At 35.3% G+C, this 21,249-nt stretch carries 27 protein-coding genes; 5 read left to right on the top strand and 22 right to left on the bottom strand.

Annotated elements, in window-relative coordinates:
• From rpsH to rpsL, 19 genes are all read right to left on the bottom strand, one after another.
• A complete protein-coding gene (gene rpsH / locus EOD40_RS10165; RefSeq protein WP_128195178.1) occupies window positions 1-399 on the bottom strand; it encodes a 30S ribosomal protein S8 in 399 nt (132 codons plus the stop codon).
• A 72-nt stretch (window positions 400-471) separates the two neighbouring features.
• Complete coding sequence (gene rpsN / locus EOD40_RS10160; RefSeq protein ID WP_024981518.1) at window positions 472-741, bottom strand: 30S ribosomal protein S14; 270 nt, start codon at window positions 739-741, stop codon at window positions 472-474.
• A 3-nt stretch (window positions 742-744) separates the two neighbouring features.
• A complete protein-coding gene (gene rplE, locus EOD40_RS10155) occupies window positions 745-1,296 on the bottom strand; it encodes a 50S ribosomal protein L5 (protein WP_128195176.1) in 552 nt (183 codons plus the stop codon).
• 2 nt (window positions 1,297-1,298) lie between these two features.
• Window positions 1,299-1,613, bottom strand: coding sequence for a 50S ribosomal protein L24 (rplX, locus tag EOD40_RS10150; RefSeq protein ID WP_066329357.1), 315 nt, complete (start codon window positions 1,611-1,613; stop codon window positions 1,299-1,301).
• A gap of 11 nt (window positions 1,614-1,624) precedes the next feature.
• Complete coding sequence (rplN, locus tag EOD40_RS10145; RefSeq protein ID WP_026714640.1) at window positions 1,625-1,993, bottom strand: 50S ribosomal protein L14; 369 nt, start codon at window positions 1,991-1,993, stop codon at window positions 1,625-1,627.
• Between the two features lie 2 nt (window positions 1,994-1,995).
• Complete coding sequence (gene rpsQ / locus EOD40_RS10140; RefSeq protein WP_024981515.1) at window positions 1,996-2,253, bottom strand: 30S ribosomal protein S17; 258 nt, start codon at window positions 2,251-2,253, stop codon at window positions 1,996-1,998.
• A gap of 16 nt (window positions 2,254-2,269) precedes the next feature.
• Window positions 2,270-2,461 (bottom strand): 50S ribosomal protein L29, encoded by a 192-nt coding sequence (gene rpmC, locus EOD40_RS10135; RefSeq protein WP_128195174.1) that lies wholly within the window; start codon window positions 2,459-2,461, stop codon window positions 2,270-2,272.
• A gap of 13 nt (window positions 2,462-2,474) precedes the next feature.
• A complete protein-coding gene (gene rplP, locus EOD40_RS10130; protein WP_007803637.1) occupies window positions 2,475-2,900 on the bottom strand; it encodes a 50S ribosomal protein L16 in 426 nt (141 codons plus the stop codon).
• Between the two features lie 18 nt (window positions 2,901-2,918).
• The gene (gene rpsC / locus EOD40_RS10125) at window positions 2,919-3,668 is read right to left on the bottom strand and encodes a 30S ribosomal protein S3 (protein ID WP_128195172.1); all 750 of its coding nucleotides are present in this window, start codon (window positions 3,666-3,668) and stop codon (window positions 2,919-2,921) included.
• Between the two features lie 6 nt (window positions 3,669-3,674).
• A complete protein-coding gene (rplV, locus tag EOD40_RS10120; protein WP_071183843.1) occupies window positions 3,675-4,085 on the bottom strand; it encodes a 50S ribosomal protein L22 in 411 nt (136 codons plus the stop codon).
• 6 nt (window positions 4,086-4,091) lie between these two features.
• Window positions 4,092-4,370, bottom strand: coding sequence for a 30S ribosomal protein S19 (gene rpsS, locus EOD40_RS10115; protein WP_024981511.1), 279 nt, complete (start codon window positions 4,368-4,370; stop codon window positions 4,092-4,094).
• Between the two features lie 7 nt (window positions 4,371-4,377).
• Entirely contained in the window at window positions 4,378-5,202 is an 825-nt protein-coding gene (gene rplB, locus EOD40_RS10110; RefSeq protein WP_128195170.1) for a 50S ribosomal protein L2, read from the bottom strand.
• A gap of 9 nt (window positions 5,203-5,211) precedes the next feature.
• The gene (rplW, locus tag EOD40_RS10105) at window positions 5,212-5,502 is read right to left on the bottom strand and encodes a 50S ribosomal protein L23 (RefSeq protein ID WP_035659234.1); all 291 of its coding nucleotides are present in this window, start codon (window positions 5,500-5,502) and stop codon (window positions 5,212-5,214) included.
• A 6-nt stretch (window positions 5,503-5,508) separates the two neighbouring features.
• Window positions 5,509-6,138 carry a 50S ribosomal protein L4 gene (gene rplD / locus EOD40_RS10100; protein WP_128195169.1) on the bottom strand — a complete coding sequence of 210 codons (630 nt, stop codon included), beginning with the start codon at window positions 6,136-6,138 and terminating at the stop codon, window positions 5,509-5,511.
• Window positions 6,138-6,755, bottom strand: a complete 618-nt coding sequence (rplC, locus tag EOD40_RS10095) for a 50S ribosomal protein L3 (RefSeq protein WP_071183846.1) — start codon at window positions 6,753-6,755, stop codon at window positions 6,138-6,140. Before rplC ends, rplD begins: the two co-directional genes overlap by 1 nt.
• A 155-nt stretch (window positions 6,756-6,910) precedes the next feature.
• Entirely contained in the window at window positions 6,911-7,216 is a 306-nt protein-coding gene (gene rpsJ / locus EOD40_RS10090; RefSeq protein WP_007803605.1) for a 30S ribosomal protein S10, read from the bottom strand.
• A gap of 11 nt (window positions 7,217-7,227) precedes the next feature.
• Window positions 7,228-9,384 carry an elongation factor G gene (gene fusA, locus EOD40_RS10085; protein WP_128195167.1) on the bottom strand — a complete coding sequence of 719 codons (2,157 nt, stop codon included), beginning with the start codon at window positions 9,382-9,384 and terminating at the stop codon, window positions 7,228-7,230.
• 10 nt (window positions 9,385-9,394) lie between these two features.
• Entirely contained in the window at window positions 9,395-9,871 is a 477-nt protein-coding gene (gene rpsG, locus EOD40_RS10080; RefSeq protein WP_026727879.1) for a 30S ribosomal protein S7, read from the bottom strand.
• A gap of 116 nt (window positions 9,872-9,987) precedes the next feature.
• Window positions 9,988-10,371, bottom strand: a complete 384-nt coding sequence (rpsL, locus tag EOD40_RS10075) for a 30S ribosomal protein S12 (protein ID WP_007136570.1) — start codon at window positions 10,369-10,371, stop codon at window positions 9,988-9,990.
• A gap of 254 nt (window positions 10,372-10,625) precedes the next feature.
• Here rpsL and EOD40_RS10070 point away from each other — a divergent pair, with 254 nt between their 5' ends.
• The 4 genes from EOD40_RS10070 (at window position 10,626) to rlmB (ending at window position 17,294) form a co-directional block, all read left to right on the top strand.
• Window positions 10,626-13,859, top strand: coding sequence for a SusC/RagA family TonB-linked outer membrane protein (locus tag EOD40_RS10070; RefSeq protein WP_128195165.1), 3,234 nt, complete (start codon window positions 10,626-10,628; stop codon window positions 13,857-13,859).
• Between the two features lie 10 nt (window positions 13,860-13,869).
• Window positions 13,870-15,570 carry a SusD/RagB family nutrient-binding outer membrane lipoprotein gene (locus EOD40_RS10065; protein ID WP_128195163.1) on the top strand — a complete coding sequence of 567 codons (1,701 nt, stop codon included), beginning with the start codon at window positions 13,870-13,872 and terminating at the stop codon, window positions 15,568-15,570.
• Window positions 15,571-15,628: 58 nt separating this feature from the next.
• The gene (locus EOD40_RS10060) at window positions 15,629-16,498 is read left to right on the top strand and encodes a hypothetical protein (protein WP_128195161.1); all 870 of its coding nucleotides are present in this window, start codon (window positions 15,629-15,631) and stop codon (window positions 16,496-16,498) included.
• Window positions 16,499-16,559: 61 nt separating this feature from the next.
• Window positions 16,560-17,294 (top strand): 23S rRNA (guanosine(2251)-2'-O)-methyltransferase RlmB, encoded by a 735-nt coding sequence (gene rlmB / locus EOD40_RS10055; protein ID WP_128195159.1) that lies wholly within the window; start codon window positions 16,560-16,562, stop codon window positions 17,292-17,294.
• Window positions 17,295-17,357: 63 nt separating this feature from the next.
• Here rlmB and EOD40_RS10050 read toward each other — a convergent pair whose 3' ends face one another.
• Window positions 17,358-18,131, bottom strand: a complete 774-nt coding sequence (locus EOD40_RS10050) for a rhomboid family intramembrane serine protease (RefSeq protein WP_128195157.1) — start codon at window positions 18,129-18,131, stop codon at window positions 17,358-17,360.
• 141 nt (window positions 18,132-18,272) lie between these two features.
• Here EOD40_RS10050 and EOD40_RS10045 point away from each other — a divergent pair, with 141 nt between their 5' ends.
• The gene (locus tag EOD40_RS10045; RefSeq protein ID WP_128195155.1) at window positions 18,273-19,550 is read left to right on the top strand and encodes a replication-associated recombination protein A; all 1,278 of its coding nucleotides are present in this window, start codon (window positions 18,273-18,275) and stop codon (window positions 19,548-19,550) included.
• 143 nt (window positions 19,551-19,693) lie between these two features.
• Here EOD40_RS10045 and EOD40_RS10040 read toward each other — a convergent pair whose 3' ends face one another.
• Together EOD40_RS10040 and EOD40_RS10035 are read right to left on the bottom strand one after the other, a co-directional pair.
• Window positions 19,694-20,470, bottom strand: coding sequence for a hypothetical protein (locus tag EOD40_RS10040; protein ID WP_128195154.1), 777 nt, complete (start codon window positions 20,468-20,470; stop codon window positions 19,694-19,696).
• Between the two features lie 89 nt (window positions 20,471-20,559).
• Window positions 20,560-21,249, bottom strand: a complete 690-nt coding sequence (locus tag EOD40_RS10035) for a YjjG family noncanonical pyrimidine nucleotidase (RefSeq protein WP_128195152.1) — start codon at window positions 21,247-21,249, stop codon at window positions 20,560-20,562.

Here is a 21,249-nt window from a genome sequence, read left to right as displayed (position 1 = left end):
TTAGTATACGTAACAAATTACTTCACCACCTACATTTAATTGCTTAGCTTGTTTTCCAGTCATCAAACCTTTTGATGTAGAAACAATAGCAATTCCTAATCCGTTAAGGATTCTTGGTAATTTGGCAGCACCTGCATACTTACGTAAACCTGGTTTACTAATTCTTTGGATATCTTTAATTACAGGCTCTTTAGTATCTTTATCATACTTTAAAGCAATTTTGATTGAACCCTGAACAGTGTTCTCCTCAAATTTGTAACTCAAGATATAACCTTGATCAAATAAGATCTTAGTTATTTCTTTTTTTAGATTAGATGCCGGAATTTCAACAACTTTGTGGTTTGCAGCCACAGCGTTTCTAACTCGCGTTAAATAATCTGCAATAGGATCTGTATTCATATTTATTAATTTGCGGCTATGGTTTTCTTTAAGTCTCTCTTATTGAACCTTTAACCAATTAAAATTCGTTTTTTACCAGCTGGCTTTTTTAACTCCTGGTATCAATCCATTATTAGCCATTTCACGGAAAGTTACACGTGAAATACCGAATTGACGCATGTACCCTCTTGGTCTACCTGTTAATTTACAACGATTGTGTAAACGAACTGGCGAAGCGTTTTTAGGTAATTTTTGCAAACCTACGAAATCTCCAGCCTCTATCAAAGCTTTTCTTTTCTCAGCATACTTAGCTACCGTTTTTTCTCTCTTAACCTCACGGGCTTTCATTGATTCTTTTGCCATGTCTTAGTTCTTTTTGAAAGGTAAACCTAATTCAGTTAATAATGACTTTGCTTCTTTGTCTGTTTGAGCAGTAGTAACAAAAGTAATATCCATTCCTGAAATTTTGTTAACTTTATCAATATCAATTTCAGGGAAAATGATTTGCTCTAAAACTCCAAGGTTGTAATTACCTCTACCATCGAATCCAGTAGCTTTGATACCACTAAAGTCTCTTACACGTGGTAAAGCTGAAGTAATAAGTCTATCTAAAAACTCATACATTCTTTCTCCACGCAAAGTTACTTTTGCTCCAATAGGCATTCCTTTTCTCAATTTGAAAGAAGCAACGTCTTTCTTAGAGATTGTAGAAACTGCTTTTTGTCCAGTGATCTTAGTCAACTCATCAACTGCATAGTCAATTAGTTTTTTATCAGATACAGCTGCACCAACTCCACGGCTCAAAACGATTTTTTCAAGTTTAGGAACTTGCATTACGTTTGTGTATCCGAACTCTTCTTTAAGAGCAGAGATTACTCTACTCTTATATTCTTCTTTTAATCTAGGTATATACGCCATTACTATAGTACTTGATTAGATTTTTTTGAAAATCTTACTTTCTTATCTCCCTCTACTCTTACACCTACTCTAGTTGTTTCCTTAGTTTTAGGATCAATTAGAGAGATATTAGAAATTTGAATAGGAGCTTCTTTCTTTACAATACCACCTTGAGGGTTTTTTGCACTTGGCTTCGTGTGTTTTGAAACCAAGTTTACACCTTCAACAATCGCTTTGTTTTTCTCACGGTCAACACGTAATACTTTACCTTCAGCACCTTTGTGATCTCCAGCAATTACTCTTACAATGTCACCTGATTTTATTTTTAGCTTTATCATCTTATAACGAATTAAAGCACTTCTGGTGCTAATGATACAATTTTCATGAATTGTTTTTCACGAAGTTCTCTTGCTACCGGACCAAATACACGAGTTCCTCTCATTTCACCTGCAGCGTTCAAAAGAACACATGCATTGTCATCGAAACGGATATAAGAACCATCGGCTCTTCTCACTTCTTTTTTGGTACGTACAACAACTGCAGTTGAAACAGCTCCTTTTTTCACGTTTCCGTTAGGAGTTGAATCTTTTATAGATACTACAATCTTGTCACCAACAGAGGCATACCTTCTTTTAGTACCTCCTAAAACACGGATAGTTAAAACTTCTTTAGCTCCTGTGTTATCTGCTACTTTTAGTCTTGATTCTTGTTGTACCATAATTATTTAGCTCTTTCTAGGATTTCAACCAATCTCCAACATTTTGACTTACTTAAAGGACGCGTTTCGCTAATTCTTACAGTATCACCAATGTTACAGTCGTTTGTTTCGTCATGTGCAACAAATTTCTTTGTTTTCAATACGAACTTACCATATAATGGGTGTTTTACTTTAGTAACTTGTGCAACAACAATAGATTTATCCATTTTGTTTGAAGTTACAACACCAATTCTTTCTTTTCTTAAATTTCTTTTTTCCATCTTTCGCAGATTACAATTATTGCAATTCTCTTTTAGTAAGCTCTGTAGCCAATCTAGCAACTGTTCTTCTCAAACTTCTAATTTGAAGTGGATTCTCAATTGGAGATATTGCATGAGCTAATTTTAGGTCAGCATAAGTTTTCTTAGCTTGGCTAAGATTCTCTTGCAACTGTGCTGCAGAAAGATCTTTTATTTCTGATTGTTTCATAATATAATATAGATTATGCTTCGAAATCTCTAGCAACAACGAATTTAGTTTTCACAGGAAGCTTTTGAGCTGCAAGACGTAACGCCTCTTTTGCAACTGACAAAGGAACTCCTCCTACTTCAAACATAATTCTTCCGGGTTTAACAACAGCTGCCCAATATTCAACGGCACCTTTACCTTTACCCATACGTACCTCAAGAGGTTTCTTAGTAATTGGTTTGTCTGGAAATATTTTGATCCATAATTGTCCTTCTCTCTTCATAAAACGAGTTGCAGCAATACGCGCAGCTTCGATTTGACGTGAAGTAAGAAACATACCATCTTCATGAACAGATTTAATACCAAACATTCCATTAGAAAGTTCATGCCCTCTTTGAGAGTTTCCTTTCATTTTACCTTTTTGTACCTTACGGTATTTTGTTCTTTTAGGCTGTAACATTTTTCTTTAATTTAAAAATTACTTTCTTTTACGAGCGTCAGGTTTTCCACCTTTTCCAAAGTTAGATTTCCCACGAGGAGCATCTCCACCTTTTCCACTAGCTTGTTTTTTGTCCATTCCAGCAAGTGGAGAAAGATCTCTCTTTCCGTAAACTTCACCTTTCATGATCCACACTTTGATTCCCATTCTACCGTAAGTAGTATGCGCTTCAGCAAGTGCATAATCAATATCGGCTCTGAAAGTTGACAAAGGAATTCTTCCTTCTTTAAAACCTTCTGAACGTGCCATCTCAGCCCCATTCAAACGACCAGAAATTAAAACTTTGATACCTTCAGCGTTCATACGCATAGAAGCAGCAATAGCCATTTTAATTGCACGTCTGTAAGAAATACGACTTTCGATTTGACGAGCGATGCTTGTTGCAACTAAATAAGCATCTAACTCAGGTCTTTTGATTTCAAAGATGTTAATTTGAACCTCTTTGTCAGTAATTTTCTTAAGTTCTTCTTTTAACTTGTCTACCTCTTGACCACCTTTTCCGATAATAATACCAGGTCTAGCAGTAGTGATAGTAACGGTTACAAGTTTCAAAGTTCTCTCGATGATTACTTTAGATACACTAGCTTTTGATAAACGAGCATGTACATACTTTCTGATTTTGTGATCTTCAGCTAATTTATCGCCGTAATCATTTCCACCATACCAGTTAGAGTCCCATCCTCTGATGATACCAAGTCTATTTCCAATTGGATTTGTCTTTTGTCCCATCTTGTATTAATTTGCTTGTGTGTTATTAATAGCTCCTAACACGATTGTTACGTGATTTGAACGTTTTCTAATTCTGTGTGCACGACCTTGTGGAGCTGGACGAAGTCTTTTTAACATCATTCCACCATCTACTCTGATCTCTTTAACAAATAATCCAGCCTCTTCTAAATTACCTTCACTATTTTTTTGCTCCCAGTTGTTGATTGCAGATAATAATAGTTTTTCTAATTTTCTTGAAGCTTCTTTAGAACTGAATCTTAAGATGTTAAGTGCTCTTTCTACCTTCTGACCTCTTACCAAGTCCGCTACTAAGCGCATTTTTCTAGGTGAAGTAGGGCAGTTATTCAATTTCGCGAAAGCAATAGACTTATTAGCCTCTTTTCTCGCATCTGCTGTTTCTCTTTTACGAACTCCCATTGCTTCTTATTTTTTACCTTTATTTTTTGCTCCAGCATGACCTCTAAAAGATCTAGTTGGTGAAAATTCTCCTAATTTGTGTCCTACCATATTTTCAGTTACGTAAACTGGTACAAATTGACGACCGTTATGAACTGCGATAGTTTGTCCAACAAAGTCAGGAGTAATCATAGAAGCTCTAGACCAAGTCTTAACCACTCCTTTATTTCCACCTGCAATGTTCTCTTCAACTTTCTTTTCTAACTTATAATGAACGAAAGGTCCTTTTTTTAATGAACGTGCCATATCTTAATTATTTCTTTCTACGTTCTACGATATACTTACTACTCGGGTTTTTCGGAGAACGAGTTCTATAACCTTTAGCCGGTACTCCGTTTCTTGAACGTGGATGACCTCCAGAAGAACGACCTTCACCACCTCCCATAGGGTGATCAACAGGGTTCATCGCTACTGGTCTTGTTCTTGGTCTTCTACCTAACCATCTTGTTCTACCTGCTTTACCAGACACTACTAATTGATGATCAGAATTAGAAACTGCTCCAATTGTAGCCGAACAAGTCAACAAGATTAATCTTGTTTCTCCAGAAGGCATTTTAATTGTTGCATATTTTCCATCTCTTGCCATTAATTGAGCAAAAGTTCCTGCAGAACGAGCAATAACAGCTCCTTGACCAGGTCTCAATTCAATACAAGAAATTACAGTCCCTAGAGGAACTTTACTTAAAGGTAATGTATTCCCAATTTCTGGTTGAGCATCAGCACCAGAAACTAATTTCTGACCAACTTTCAATCCATTTTGAGCAATAATATAAGTTTTCTCTCCATCAGCATACGCTAATAAAGCAATAAAAGCAGTTCTGTTTGGATCGTACTCAATTGATTTCACTGTAGCTGGAATTCCAACTTTAGTTCTTTTGAAATCGATGATACGATATCTCTGCTTGTGACCACCACCCGTATAACGCATGGTCATCTTTCCTTGACTATTTCTACCTCCAGAGTTTTTTATCGGCGCTATCAAAGAGCGTTCCGGCTTATCAGTTGTAATGGCGTCATAACCATTCACAACTCTAAATCGCTGACCTGCGGTAATAGGTTTTAATTTTCTTACTGACATTGTTATATCTTAGATATTGTTGTAAAAATCAATTGTTTCTCCTTCTTGTACTTGAACAATTGCTTTTTTAATTGCATTTGTCTTTCCACTGATTAAACCACTTTTAGTGTATTTTGTAGTTCTATCCGGTCTTACATTAATTGTGTTAACACTCAAAACAGTTACTCCATAAGCAGCCTCAACAGCTTTCTTAATTTCAACTTTGTTTGCTTTTTTGTTAACTACAAATCCAAAACGGTTTAAAACTTCACTTTCTTTGGTTACTTTTTCCGTTACTATAGGCTTAATTATGATACTCATCTCCTATTATTTACTTAAATTTTCTTCAATTACTTCCAAAGAACTCTCCAAAAGCACTAAATTATTAGCATTTAAAATATCATAAGTGCTTAATTCTAAAGAACTTACAACGTTAGACGCTTTTAAATTACGTGACGACAAATATACATTTTTATTGGTATTACCCAATACAAACAGAGATTTTTTATTTTCTAACTCTAAAGCTTTCAAAACGTTAATGAAATTTTTAGTGTTTGGAGCATCAAAATTAAAGTCTTCAAGAACGATAATATTTGACTCTTTTGCTTTTATAGAGAAAGCTGATTTTCTAGCCAAACGCTTCAAGCTTTTATTCAATTTAAATGAATAACTTCTTGGTCTTGGTCCAAAAACAGTTCCACCACCTTTAAACAAAGGGTTTTTTGCACTACCCGCACGAGCAGTACCTGTTCCTTTTTGTTTTTTAATCTTACGAGTACTTCCCGCTACTTCAGCTCTTTCTTTAGCTTTGTGCGTTCCTTGTCTTTGATTAGCAAGATATTGCTTAACATCAAGATATACTGCGTGATTATTTGGTTCAATTGCGAATACTGAATCAGAAAGTTGAACTTTTCTTCCAGTATCTTTTCCGTTGAAATCTAATACTTTTACTTCCATTACTTCTGAATGATTACATAAGAGTTGTTATGACCAGGAACACATCCTTTAATAACAAGTAGGTTCTTATCAGCCACTACTTTTAAAACTCTAAGGTTTTGAACTTTTACATTTTCTCCTCCCATTCTTCCAGCCATACGCATTCCTTTGAATACTCTAGATGGATAAGAAGAAGCTCCCACAGAACCTGGCGCTCTTAAACGGTTATGTTGACCATGAGTTGCTTGACCAACACCACCAAAACCGTGACGTTTTACAACACCTTGAAAACCTTTACCTTTAGACACACCTTGTACATCTACAAATTCTCCTTCAGCAAAAATAGAAACATCAATAAGATCTCCTAATTTTTGTTCAGTTGCAAATTCTTTGAATTCAACGACTTTTTTCTTAGCAACAGTTCCTGCTTTTTTAAAGTGACCTAAAGCCGCTTTAGTGGAATGTTTCTCGTTTTTGTCATCGAAACCAAGTTGCAACGCTTCATACCCGTCAACCTCTTTGGTTCTGACTTGGGTAACAACACATGGACCTGCCTCAATAACAGTACAAGGAATATTCTTCCCGTTCTCATCAAAAAGACTAGTCATGCCGATTTTTCTACCAATTAACCCAGACATAAATATTAATTATTAATTATTAAATATAAAAACAGAACACAATCGTTTAAGTGAAGCCGTTTTTAAAGTGGTGCAAAAGTATAACTTATTTACACACAAACCAAAAAAACTTTTCACTTAAACGAAGTGCTCTAATTTACTCTTGAAAAAAAAACTTAAACTTTGATTTCTACTTCAACTCCACTAGGTAATTCTAATTTCATTAAAGCATCGATAGTTTTAGATGAAGATGAATAAATATCAATTAATCTCTTATATGACATTACTTCAAATTGCTCTCTTGCTTTTTTGTTTACGTGCGGAGAACGCAATACAGTAAACAATTTTTTGTGAGTTGGCAAAGGAATTGGCCCTGTTACCACTGCTCCGGTAGTCTTAACCGTTTTTACAATCTTTTCAGCAGACTTATCTACCAACATATGATCGTAAGATTTTAATTTTATTCTGATTTTTTGACTCATTTTCTTAAAGATTAAGCGTTTCCTTTTGCTTTTTTGATTACTGCTTCTGAAATATTAGAAGGTGTTTCTGCATAGTGAGAGAATTCCATTGTAGAAGTAGCTCTACCAGAAGACAATGTTCTCAATGTAGTTACATATCCAAACATTTCTGACAAAGGCACATCAGCCTTAATAGTTTTCGCACCATTTCTATCACCCATGTCATTAACCTGACCTCTACGACGGTTAATATCACCTACGATATCTCCCATGTTTTCTTCTGGTGTAATAACTTCCATTTTCATGATTGGCTCAAGAATTACAGCCCCAGCAGCCTTAGCCACTTCTCTATAACCCATCCTAGCTGCTAATTCAAAAGAAAGTGCATCTGAATCCACAGGGTGGAAAGATCCATCTAATAAAGTTACTTTTAAACTATCAACTTGGTAACCAGCCAAAGGACCTGTTTTCATAGCTTCACGGAAACCTTTTTCAACAGCAGGAATATATTCTTTAGGAACGTTACCTCCTTTTACTTCATTAACAAACTGCAAACCAACAGGAACTTTACCATCAACTTCATCAGCAGGCTCAAGTCTAAATACGATATCACCGAATTTACCACGACCTCCAGATTGCTTTTTGTAAGTTTCTCTATGAGTAGCTGTTTTTGTAAACGCTTCTTTGTACTCAACTTGAGGCTCACCTTGGTTTACTTCAACTTTAAATTCACGTTTCATTCTATCAACTAAGATATCCAAGTGAAGCTCACCCATACCCGAGATAATAGTTTGCCCTGAAGCCTCATCAGTTCTAACAGTAAATGTCGGATCTTCCTCAGCTAATTTAGCCAAAGCCATACCCATTTTATCCACGTCAGCCTTAGTTTTAGGCTCAATAGCAATACCAATTACCGGTGCAGGGAATTTCATAGACTCAAGAATAATTGGGTGTTTTTCATCACACAATGTATCTCCAGTTTTGATATCTTTAAATCCAACAGCAGCTCCAATATCTCCAGCCTCAATATATTCGATTGGATTTTGTTTGTTAGCATGCATTTGGTAGATACGAGAAATTCTTTCTTTGTTTCCAGAACGAGTGTTCAAAACATAAGAACCAGCATCTAATCTTCCTGAATAAGCACGGAAGAAAGCCAAACGACCTACGAATGGGTCAGTAGCAATCTTAAACGCTAAAGCAGCGAATGGCTCTTTAACATCTGGCTTACGCAAGATTTGAACCTGATCTTCTTCTAATAACTCAGCATCGTCCGGGTGAATTCCTTTAATACCTTCTTTATCCATTGGAGATGGCAAGTATTTACATACTGCATCTAACATGAATTGAACTCCTTTGTTTTTGAAAGAAGAACCAGCAATCATAGGAATTATAGCCATATCCATAGTAGCAGCTCTTAACGCCTTGTTGATTTCTTCTTCCGTGATAGAATCTGGATCTTCCATATACTTATCAAGCAAGTTCTCATCATAGTCAGCAACCGCCTCAATAAGGATATCTCTGTATTCTTTCACTTCATCAACCATATCCGCAGGGATATCGATAATATCGAAAGTAGCTCCTTGAGTAGCATCATGCCATACAATAGCTTGGTTTTTCACCAAATCAACCACACCTTTGAAATCATTTTCTTCACCAATTGGCAAAGTAATAGCAACAGCGTTTGATTTCAACATATCTCTTACTTGTTGACAAACTGCCAAAAAGTTAGATCCTTGACGGTCCATTTTATTTACGAATCCCATACGAGGAACTCTATATTGATCAGCAAGTCTCCAGTTAGTTTCTGATTGAGGCTCAACACCATCAACAGCAGAAAACAAGAAAACTAAACCATCAAGTACACGCAAAGAACGGTTTACCTCTACAGTAAAGTCAACGTGCCCAGGAGTATCAATAATATTAAAGTGGTACGGCAATGATTCTGGCAATAACTTACCTTGCTCAGTTGGAAAATTCCACTCACAAGTTGTAGCAGCAGAAGTAATAGTAATACCTCTTTCTTGCTCTTGTGCCATCCAGTCCATTGTTGCAGCACCATCGTGCACCTCACCAATTTTATGTGATTTACCTGTATAAAAAAGGATACGCTCAGTAGTTGTTGTTTTACCAGCATCAATGTGAGCAGCAATTCCTATATTTCTTGTATATTTTAAGTCTCTAGCCATTTCTTACGAATTAAAATCTGAAGTGAGAGAAAGCTTTATTAGCTTCTGCCATTTTGTGAGTATCCATTCTTTTCTTAACAGCCGCCCCTTCTTCTTTAGCCGCAGCTAAACACTCAGAAGCTAATCTTTGAGCCATTGACTTTTCGTTTCTTCTTCTAGAATAAAGTATTAACCACTTCATTGCCATAGAAATTTTTCTATCTGGACGAATTTGCATTGGAATTTGAAATGTAGCTCCACCAACTCTACGGCTACGCACTTCTACGTGAGGCATAACGTTTGTTAAAGCATCTTTCCAGATTTCTAATGAAGTTTTTTCGTCATTTTGCTTTTTAGTTTCAATGATATCAATTGCATCATAAAAAACTTTAAAAGCTGTAGATTTCTTACCATCCCACATTAAGTTATTCACAAAACGTGTTACCAGTTGGTCATTAAACCTTGGATCTGGTAAAAGTGGTCTCTTTTTTGCCGCTCTTTTTCTCATGTCTTTTTTTTAATAAAAAGTTATGGGTTATCCGCTAAATGTTATGTGTTACAGATTTTCACCAAAGCTCTAATCCCAACCCTTAACTCCTAACCTCCAACTCTTAACGTTTTAAATTACTTTTTTGCTTCTTTTGGGCGTTTAGCACCATACTTAGATCTTCTTTGCGTTCTTCCAGCAACACCTGATGTATCAAGCGCACCACGAACGATGTGATATCTAACTCCTGGTAAATCTTTTACCCTTCCACCCCTAACTAATACTATCGAGTGCTCTTGTAGATTGTGACCTTCACCAGGGATGTAAGCATTCACTTCATTACCATTTGTCAAACGCACACGCGCTACTTTACGCATCGCTGAGTTTGGTTTTTTTGGTGTAGTAGTGTAAACACGCGTACAAACTCCTCTTCGTTGAGGGCAAGAATCTAAAGCAACCGATTTACTCTTCTTAGTTATCTGAGTTCTTCCTGTTCTTACTAATTGTTGAATTGTTGGCATAATTAATACTAAAAATTATTATGTAAATATAAATCCCGCTTTTTACGGGGTTGCAAATGTATAAATTATTTTTTACTCTACAAATGTTAATTCATTAATTTTCAACAAGATTATCTCCACTGCCTTTTCCAACAATCAAAACTCATTCATTCAAACTTTTACACCAACCCATATTAACACAAAAAGAACTGCAAATATTAGGATATTTAACAATTATTTAAGATTTTTGCTAATAAGAACCCAAATTATTAAAAATGAAGCCAAAACTCAAAGTAATTTTATTGCTACTACTAGCAATAATAACACAGCTTTCTTACTCACAGGAAAGACTTGTAACCGGTACTGTTTCAGACAACGCAGGCATCCCTCTACCTGGTGTTAGCATCTTGGTAAAAGGAACACAATCCAGCACACAATCTGATTTTGACGGTAAATTCAGCATTAAAGCTGCCCCATCCCAAATTCTGATATTTAGTTATGTTGGAATGAAAACACAGGAAAAACCAGCCAGTTCATCAACTATTTCCGTAAGACTTATAGAAGATTCAGTAGAACTGGAAGGAGTGGTTGTTACTGCTTTAGGCATAAAAAGAAAACCTAAAAACTTAGGATATTCTGTTAGCACGATAAAATCTGCAGAAATCACCGAAAATTCAGAACCGGATTTACTACGCGCCATCAACGGTAAAGTAGCAGGAGTAAACATAAACGTTTCTTCCGGGGTAGCAGGAGCTGCCAATCAAATTACAATTAGAGGTATTAATTCATTCACAAAAGACACTCAACCTTTAATAATTGTTGATGGTGTAAAATACAACAACACTTCTGTTGCTACATCCAATCAAACCAATAGTGGTGGTGGATACGAATCGGCATTATCAAGTTTAGACCCTAACAATATTGCTTCTATAAACATTCTAAAAAGTGCTGCGGCCTCAGCATTATATGGCTCAAGAGCAGTTAACGGGGTTATTGTAATCACAACCAAGACAGGTTCAACAAATGCCAATAAAAACAACAAACTTAGCGTTAACGTATCTACTGGAGTTTACACCGACAACATTGCTAACCTACCTGAATACCAAAATAAATATGGTGCCGGATCCAATTTCAAATACGGACCAGCCTCTAATGGATCATGGGGACCTGCATTTGGAAAAGCTGGTAGTGACTATGGATTAAATGATGACGGAACCATCCCAACCTGGCCAACTGTTTTAGAAGTAGCCCCAGAACTTGGACCAACAGTCCCATATGTAGCGAAACCTAACAACGTTAAAGATCTATTTAGAACCGGTACCGTTTATGACAATTCAATTGGCTTCAATTACGCAGGTCAAGATGGTAATTTTAACGCCACTATCTCCAATTTAAACCAAAACGGCTACATCCCTTTTAACAGCTACGACAGAACATCTGTAGCCATCGGAGGTAATTTTAAATTAGCAAACAAATTAACAATGGGAGCTAATATGAGTTATGCAAAAACGGCTCAAAATGGAGGCTTTTTTGGTGACCAACAATCTTCAGATGAATCATCTTCATCTTCTTTTGCTAGAACCCTTTTTATCGCTAGAAACTGGGATCTAAACTTACCATATGAGAATCCTGAAACAGGAGCATCTGTAACGCCCAACGGAAATCAATTTGATCACCCTTTATGGTCATGGAAACACGATAAAATCATTTCAAAAACCAATCGAACAGTTGCAGGAATTAATCTGGATTATTCCTTCAATAAAAACATCTCAGCTTCTTATAGATTTGGATTTAACAGATATACTCTAGACAGAAAAGAAATTAGAGATAAAAATTCTATTGCATATGGTGGAGTTGGTTATCTGGTAACCGACAACTTTACTAACGAAGACATTGAATCTACTTTATTAGTAAATTTTAATTACAAACTAAACGAAGATATTAGCCTTACAGCAATTGCAGGAAACAACATTTTACAAACAAACACTTCAAGAATTGCTTTTGCCGGAAGGGAAATCATAACTCCCAACCTATTTACATTAAGAAATTTCAAAAACATAGCCAGTTTAGTTGACGAAGGAACCCGATACAGAAACGTTGGTCTTTTTGCTGATGTTACTTTAGCCTATAAAAATTACTTGTTTTTAAACGCTACAGGAAGAAACGATTATTCATCTTCATTACCAGTAAACAACAACTCTTATTTCTATCCTTCTGTTAATACCTCTTTAATTGTAACAGATGCTTTTAACATTGAAAGTGACATCTTGACATTTGCAAAATTAAGAGCCAGTTATGCTAAAGTAGGAAATGATGCTCCGGCAGAGTTTTTAAGCAGTTCTTTTATTTTAGGGGATGCTTTCAACGGAAATCCTGTAATAGGTAATAGCACATCATTAGCTGATCAACAAATTAAACCTGAATTCACTAATGAATATGAAATTGGAACTGAACTAGAATTCTACAACAGAAGAATTGCATTAGACTTAAGTTTATATAGCAAAGCAACAACTGACTTAATCACTGCAATTACCACCCCAACATCTACAGGTTATGACACTTACAATACTAATATTGGTAAAATGACTAATAAAGGAATTGAAGTTGGATTAACTATAGTTCCCATAAAAACTACTAATTTCAATTGGACCTCATTTACAACCTTTACAAAAAACAAAAATAAAGTTAACGAAATTGCAGAAGGTATTGAACGCACTGAAATAAGTGCCAGCAATGGAGGAGCGAAAACCGAAGGAGGATTAGCTCAGGTAGGTTACATTATTAAAGATCAACCTTACGGAATCTTTTATGGAACAAAATTTGCAAGAGACAGCAACGGCAACTACTTAATAGATCCAGGATCCGGAGGAATTCTTGCAGACACTGAAGCTGGAATTATTGGCGATCCAAATGCAGATTTTAAAATGAGTTTTACAAACACATTTAGCTACAAAGGATTTTCATTAAGAGCCCAATTTGACTGGAAACAAGGTGGTGATTTCAAATCATCAACTTTAGAGCAACTAATGGGACGTGGTGTAACTAAAGACACCGAAGACAGAGAACACACCTATATTATCCCTGGATATTATGGACAGATTGACACTAATAACCATGTAGTCCCTATTACTGACATCAATAACAATCCTATTCCAAACACTACTCAAATTACCGCAAACGACCTCTATTTCTCTCCTTCGACAAATGGAAACACATTTGCAATCAATAGTGTTGACGAAGCAACTGTGTATGACGGAACCGTTTTTCGTTTAAGAGAAATTAGCTTAACCTATGATTTACCTTCAAAAATTTTGAAAAAAACTGCTTTTGGAAAAGTAAGTTTTAGTGTACTGGGAACTAACCTATGGTACTTTGCACCAAACGTTCCTAAATACACTAATTTCGATCCTGAAATTGCAAGTTTTGGTTCCGGAAGACTACAAGGAATTGAAATTACAGCAGCACCAACATCAAAAAGACTTGGTTTCAAAATTAATTTAACATTCTAAAACTAACAGTATGAAACTTATAAAAACATTGAAACATAATAATACAATATTTGCATTATTATTATCATCAATACTCCTAGTAAGTTGTAACGGTTATCTTGATGTTGATACTGACACTGACAATCCTACAATAGCCCCTCTCAATTACTTATTGACAAGCACTCAAGTCTCTTTAGGAAAAACAACCGGTTTTCAAGATTATTCTGGAGATGTATTACAGGTATATACTCATCAAATGACCGTAAAAGAAGAGCAAGATCAATACGGAACCAAAGTAAACAACATAACTGTTCAAAACGATTGGGATAATTCATATCTAACCTTAACCGATATTCAAAGTTTAATCAATCAAAGTTCAGAAAGTGGCGATTTAATATACCTAGGAATTGGTCAATTAGAAAAAGCCTATTTAATGTCAGTTGCTGTTGATTTATGGGGAGATGTTCCATATACCGATGCCACAAAATTAAAAGGAGGAACTGTTGCTCCTAAATTTGATAATCAAATAGAAATTTACAAATCAATTTTAACTTTAATTGAAACTGCTAAAACTAATTTAAAGACAAACACAGGCTTAAAACCTAGTGCCGATGATTTATTTTATGGCGGGGACACCGATAAATGGATACGTTTTGCAAACACTTTCAAATTAAAATTATACAATCAAATGCGTTTATCGTCAGAATTTGACCAAACTGGCTTTAATGCTTTGATTGCTGAAAATAATTTCTTCAAATCTATTGATGATGATTTTCAATTTCTTCATACTGGAAATTCCTCACCATCAGATGAGAGAAACCCTCTCTACTTAGAATCTTATAACAGCTCACAATTCACTACTTTTATGAGCCCATGGTTTTATGAAATAATGATGGGGATGAATCCAAATATCCATAATGGAAACAAAGACCCTAGACTTAACTACTATTTCTTTAAACAACTTACTGCAGGACAATTCCCTCCTGATTTAGGAGACACAAACACTGGAAATCCAAAAGCTGACTATTGGGACAAAACCACCGGTTTTTTCACTATTCGATTTGGTAGTCAGGGACCTTGGAGCAGTTTTAGCACAGAAAACTCAAACACCTACCCTGGTATTTTTCCTTGCGGAGGAAGGTACGATGATGGTAACGGAGGTGTAGCCGACGTTGACTCTGGAACTGGAATTGCCCCACACAGAATATTAACCTATGATGAATTCTTATATATTCAAGCAGAATTAATCCAAGCAGGAAAGTTAACAGGCAATGTTACTACAAAACTACAACAAGCTATGCAGGCTAGTTTTGCAAAAGTAGATCAGGTTGTTGCTAATAGCGGAACAAAACAAACAGGAATACCAAAGCTAGTTGGTTCCTCAAATGTCACCACTTTCATCAACAAAATCACCGCTGAATTTACCGCTGCAAACAGCACTAAAAAACTAGAAATCATCATGACTCAAAAATGGGTAGCTACTTTTGGAGACCCAATGGATCAGTATTCTGATTACAGAAGAACTGGTTTCCCAATTTTAGCAAATCCTAATTCCACTTCAAAAGAATATCAACTAAACAATGGAGATGGATTTCCAATTGATGATTCAGAAACAGTCTTGAAAAACCCATACCAATTATCGTTATATTGGCCTCTTTCTGAATTAAATTTAAATAAAAATGCTCCTGCACAGAAAAACCCAGCAACATATAAAATATTTTGGGATAACTAATTAATGAAAATATATCATGAAAAATATAAAAAAAATATTCGCTGTATTAGCATTATTAATGTTAGTACCCTCCTGTGAAAATGATGGTGGCGACTCAAAAATAGATATACAATATGGTGCCGTAATTAATATTCAAAAATCATCTTCATCAGATACATATATTAATTTAGTTGCATTACAAAATGGAGGAGATATCAATCTTGGTTTTACAATTGATAAAGCCGTTGGAGATATAACTTCAATGGATGTTGTGGGATTATATATTAAATCTGATGGAACAACAATATTCAAAGGGAAATTTTCTACAGGTATAAAAACATTCCCTTACACCTTAAACATCAACAAACAAAAGATATATGATGCCTTTACCCAACTAAATTCATCAGATGATTTTGAAACAGGCGATCAATTAACTATTAGCGCTGAATTAACTTTAAAAGATGGAACAGTTTTAAAACTTATTAATGATGATGGCAGCAATAACTTTAGCTCAAATATAGCGTCTTCCAGCACTTACAAAGTTTTCCAAGCATACAATGTATCTTGTCCTTCTGAGCTAGGCGGCACCTATGAATTTACTACTACCAATGTAAAAGCTCCAACAGGTGAATCAGCACCTGGTCCACTAACAGGAACCGTTACTTTTGAAGATCAAGGGGGAGGTATTTACAACATATCCGATGCTTCTTTTGGAGGTTGGACTGGCCTGTATGGATCTGGTAATATTGCTAGAAATGTTCAACTAAAAGACATCTGTAATAAAATTTCATATTTTGGTGTAGATCAATATGACGAAGTATTTACTTTTTCAAATTTAGTTGTAAATGGCAATAAAATATCATTCCATTGGGAGAATGACTATGGAGAATATGGAGATACTACTTTAAAAAGAACTGATGGTTCTAATTGGCCAGCATTAACTTTATAAAAGAAACTTAAACACGCTAACCGTCACTTATAAGTGGCGGTTTTTTTTATATATTTGCGCCATGGAAAAAGAACATCAAATATTCGGGATTAGAGCCATTATTGAAGCAATTCAAGCTGGTACAACAATAGACAAAGTATACATTCAAAAAGAAGCCTCTGGCGAATTGATGAAAGACTTGATGAAAGTCATGAAACGCGCGAATGTAAATTTCTCTTATGTTCCTGTTGAAAAACTAAACAAACTTACTCCTAATAACCACCAAGGTGCAGTAGCTACCATCTCTCCTATTTCGTTTTTTGATTTAGAAGCTTTGATAGAAACAGTAATCGAAAATGGGAAGAAACCATTGTTTTTGATATTGGATCAAATTTCTGATGCCCGCAATTTTGGTGCTATTATCAGAACTGCCGAATGTACTGGAGTAAACGGAATAATCATTCAAAAATCAGGTTCTGCTCCCGTAAATGGAGACACTGTTAAAACATCTGCCGGTGCAGTTTTCAATATTCCTATTTGTAAAGTAGAACACATTAAAGATGCTATTTTTCTTTTGCAGGGAAGTGGAATCAAAACCGTTGCCGCTACTGAAAAAACAGACGACACTATTTATAATGTTAACATGAACGAACCAGTAGCCATCATCATGGGTTCTGAAGATCGTGGAGTAAACCCATCTGTTTTAAAAATTGTTGACGAAAAAGCTAAACTTCCTATGTTTGGAACAATTGGTTCTTTAAACGTATCTGTAGCTTGCGGTGCTTTTTTATATGAAGCGGTAAGACAAAGAAGTTAATAATTTCAGATTGCAGTCCCGATAGCTATCTGGATAGATTTTAAATAATATAAAAAAGACGAATTAAGACTCTGGTTTTGATTCGTCTTTTTCTTTTGGGACAATTTCATAATTCACTTCTTGATTTGAAATATAGTAATTCTGAAAACCATCAAATTCCTCTACTTTTTCTTTTGGAAGATTTACAAAATTGCCGTTTTCATCAAATCGCTGCATAAACTTATCCTCTGCCGGATTATAATCGGGCATTTCCCATTCGTATTTAGGCACTTTTTTAAACTCAGGCGTTTGATATAAAACAGCTAACACAAAACCTGTAATCAAACCTGCCAAATGCCCTTCCCAGGAAATAGCTTCATCTACTTTTGGAAACACATACCAAATCATTCCGCCATACATTGTAATGACTGTTAAAGACAAAGCTACCAAACGATAATATTGTGTCATTATTCCTTTAAAAAAGATAAATGCAAACAACACATAAATCAATCCGCTGGCGCCAATGTGATAACTTTCCCTTCCGATTAACCATGTTAAAATACCCGAAAACAAAATACCGTAACCAATAACTTTAATAGACAATTTCGAATAAAAAAACTGCAAAGCTGCCAGCAAAACCAAAAGCGGAATAGAGTTATTGTAAAGATGATTCAAATCGGAATGGATAAACGGGCTAAAAATTACACCTTGCAATCCTGAGAAAGTCCGCGGATAAATTCCATTTTCTACAAAGTCAAAATCAAAACGAATTTGGAGCCAATAAACAAACCACAGCGTCAACACAAAAAAAAGTGGAAGTCCTACAACCGCGTTTGTAAATTTGAAATGTTTATCCATTTGTTTCTTTTTGAAAAATTCAATCAATTATGTAACCAAAGACAAGATAATGCTATTTTGTCATATTTAGGAAAGAAAAAACAGAGAACAGAGAATAGAAAACAGGGATGCCTCTTCAAATAAAAATAGTAATTTTACGGCATGGAAGCACCACTAGCAGAACGCATACGCCCGCAAAAACTGGACGAATACATCAGTCAATCCCATTTGGTTGGTCCAAATGGCTCTTTGACGCAGCAAATTTCCAAAGGAATTATTCCGTCATTAATATTTTGGGGACCACCGGGAACGGGAAAAACTACCTTGGCACAAATTATTGCGCAGGAATCACAACGTCCGTTTTTTATCTTAAGCGCCATTAATTCGGGAGTAAAAGACATTCGTGATGTAATAGAAAAAGCCAAACAAAGTGGCGGACTTTTCACTGCCAAAAACCCGATTTTATTTATTGATGAGATTCATCGTTTTAGCAAATCACAGCAGGATTCCTTGCTGGCTGCAGTCGAAAAAGGCTGGATTACACTCATTGGTGCTACAACTGAAAACCCGAGTTTTGAAGTCATTCCCGCTTTACTTTCGCGCTGTCAGGTTTATGTCTTAAATGCCTTTACCAAAGCTGATTTGGAATCCCTATTGGAACGTGCCATGAAAACGGATACTTATTTAAAAACTAAGAATATCCAATTAAAAGAAACCGAAGCTTTATTGCGACTTTCAGGCGGCGATGGACGCAAACTATTAAATATTTTCGAATTGGTCGTAAACGCTTCGGCTGGAGACGAAATTACCATTACAAACAATCGCGTTTTAGAATTGGTTCAACAAAACACGGTTTTGTATGACAAAAGTGGAGAACAACATTATGACATTATTTCGGCTTTTATCAAATCCATTCGTGGAAGCGATCCCAACGGTGCTGTTTATTGGTTAGCCCGAATGATTGAGGGCGGTGAAGATGTGAAATTTATTGCCCGAAGACTGCTGATTTCAGCCAGTGAAGACATCGGCAATGCCAATCCTACTGCTTTGATTATGGCCAATAATACGTTTCAGGCGGTTACGACTATTGGCTATCCCGAAAGCCGTATTTTACTAAGCCAATGTGCTATTTATTTGGCTACCTCACCTAAAAGCAATGCTTCCTATATGGCAATTAATACAGCCCAACAAATTGTGAAACAAACCGGAGATTTATCGGTTCCTATACATTTACGCAACGCACCAACTAAGTTAATGAAAGAATTGGGATATGGCGAAGAATATAAATATTCGCACGAATATGCTAATAATTTTGCAGAGCAGGAATATTTACCCGAAGAAATTAAAAACACTCCTATATATGTTCCCGGTGATAATTCCAGAGAAAAAACAACCCGGGAATTTCTTAAAAACCGATGGAAAGACAAATACGGTTATTGAAAAAGCTAGAAGTTAGAAGTCAGAGGTTAGAAGTAAAAAAAACAGATTCCAGACTAGATGATTAACATTCTTAATCTGAAATCTGAAATCTGAAATCTGAAATCTGAAATCTGAAATCTGAAATCTGAAATCTGAAATCTGAACTAAAACTTAACGTTTATCTTTTCGGAAACTAATTTATCATTTTGATAATATTCAAAAAACCATTGGTTTTCTTTTTTAATCAATACTCCTTGCTGACTTCCTTTTTGAGCCAGAAAAGAATTAGCATCTGAAGTTTTATAAATTTTCATTATCACACTTGGTTTGCTATCAATAAGCTGATAATTCCCTCCGGCAAGTGGTTGTGCAAAAAGTAATTCGTTTGGATCAATAACAATAGCCGGTACCGATTGCACTGCAGTTTCAACTTTCTCTACCTTCTCTGCCACTTCTCTTTTTTCAACTCTTTCCGGCTTCTCTTTCTTTTCCGGTTTTTCTTCTACCGTAACATTAGTTCCTCCGTTGTACTGATATCCTAATTCGTAAATAGAAGCAAAAGCCTTATTTAAGGCATCAGTGTAAGCTATTTGAAATTCTTTTTCTCTACTCACCCCAACTTCTGATTGATACACTATTTTGCCGTAACAATCTTTAAAAGTGATGTACAATTTTGTTGTTAAAAAACCACTGTCTTTCACTATATCGTAATTTAAAACAGCACATCTGTTAATATCGTTTGGAACAACCTGATTCGAATAATACACATCAAAACCTACTTTGTTCAAATTAAATTTAGACAAGGTAGATAGTCTATACTGATTTTCTGACTTTAAGAATTCAAATTTCAAAGGCACAACCACCGTTTTATAATCGTTTAAGGATTGTGCAAATCCAAAACTGGAAACAAGCAATAAAAGAAATAGAAATTGTTTTTTCATATAGGTTAAAATTTATTTGTTAGTTTATAATATAGACTGCCGGTTACTAAATTAGTTGCTTACGAAACTTCATATTAATGGCAATAAAATTATAAATAGTTTTTAAGTTCTAATAAATGATTAATTTGTTTAATATTATTATCTACAAGCTGTTTACTTTCGTTAAAATAAATAGCATCAATTCCCGCTTCTAAAGCTCCTAAAACATCCGCTTCTATTGAATCACCAATCATGATACTGGTTTCTTTTTTGGCTTTAGCCAAATCCAAAGCATATTCAAAAATAATGGGATTCGGTTTTTTAACTCCTGCCATTTCAGAATTGGTAATCGTCGAAAAATATGCGTTTAAATTAGCATTTGTAAGCTTCTTAACTTGCACATGGGCAAAACCATTGGTAATAACATGCAGCTTATATTTTTCAATTAAATAATCCAAAATCTCAAAAGTCCCATCAAAAAGATGATTGTTTTCGGTCAACAAATCGATGTACTCTTGCGAAATAAGCTCAATATCTGCATCCGAAATTTCATAATTGATAGCATCAAAAGACAATTTCAATCGATCGTAGCGCAATTGCTGATGTGTAATTTTATCGTATTGATACAATTTCCAGCAAGCCTGATTGATAGGAATATAATGAGTAATAAATGAATCGATGGCAACTTCGGGATGGTTTTGGGCAAAAATATTCTCGAAAGTTATTTTCGAATTTTTATCAAAATCCCAAAGGGTATGATCCAAATCAAAAAACACATCTTTTATATTATCAATTCTCAT

Origin of the sequence: Flavobacterium sufflavum (genome assembly GCF_004016525.1) — a bacterium.
In the GTDB taxonomy this organism is placed as follows: domain Bacteria; phylum Bacteroidota; class Bacteroidia; order Flavobacteriales; family Flavobacteriaceae; genus Flavobacterium; species Flavobacterium sufflavum.
This window is presented reverse-complemented; position numbering and strand designations above follow the sequence as displayed.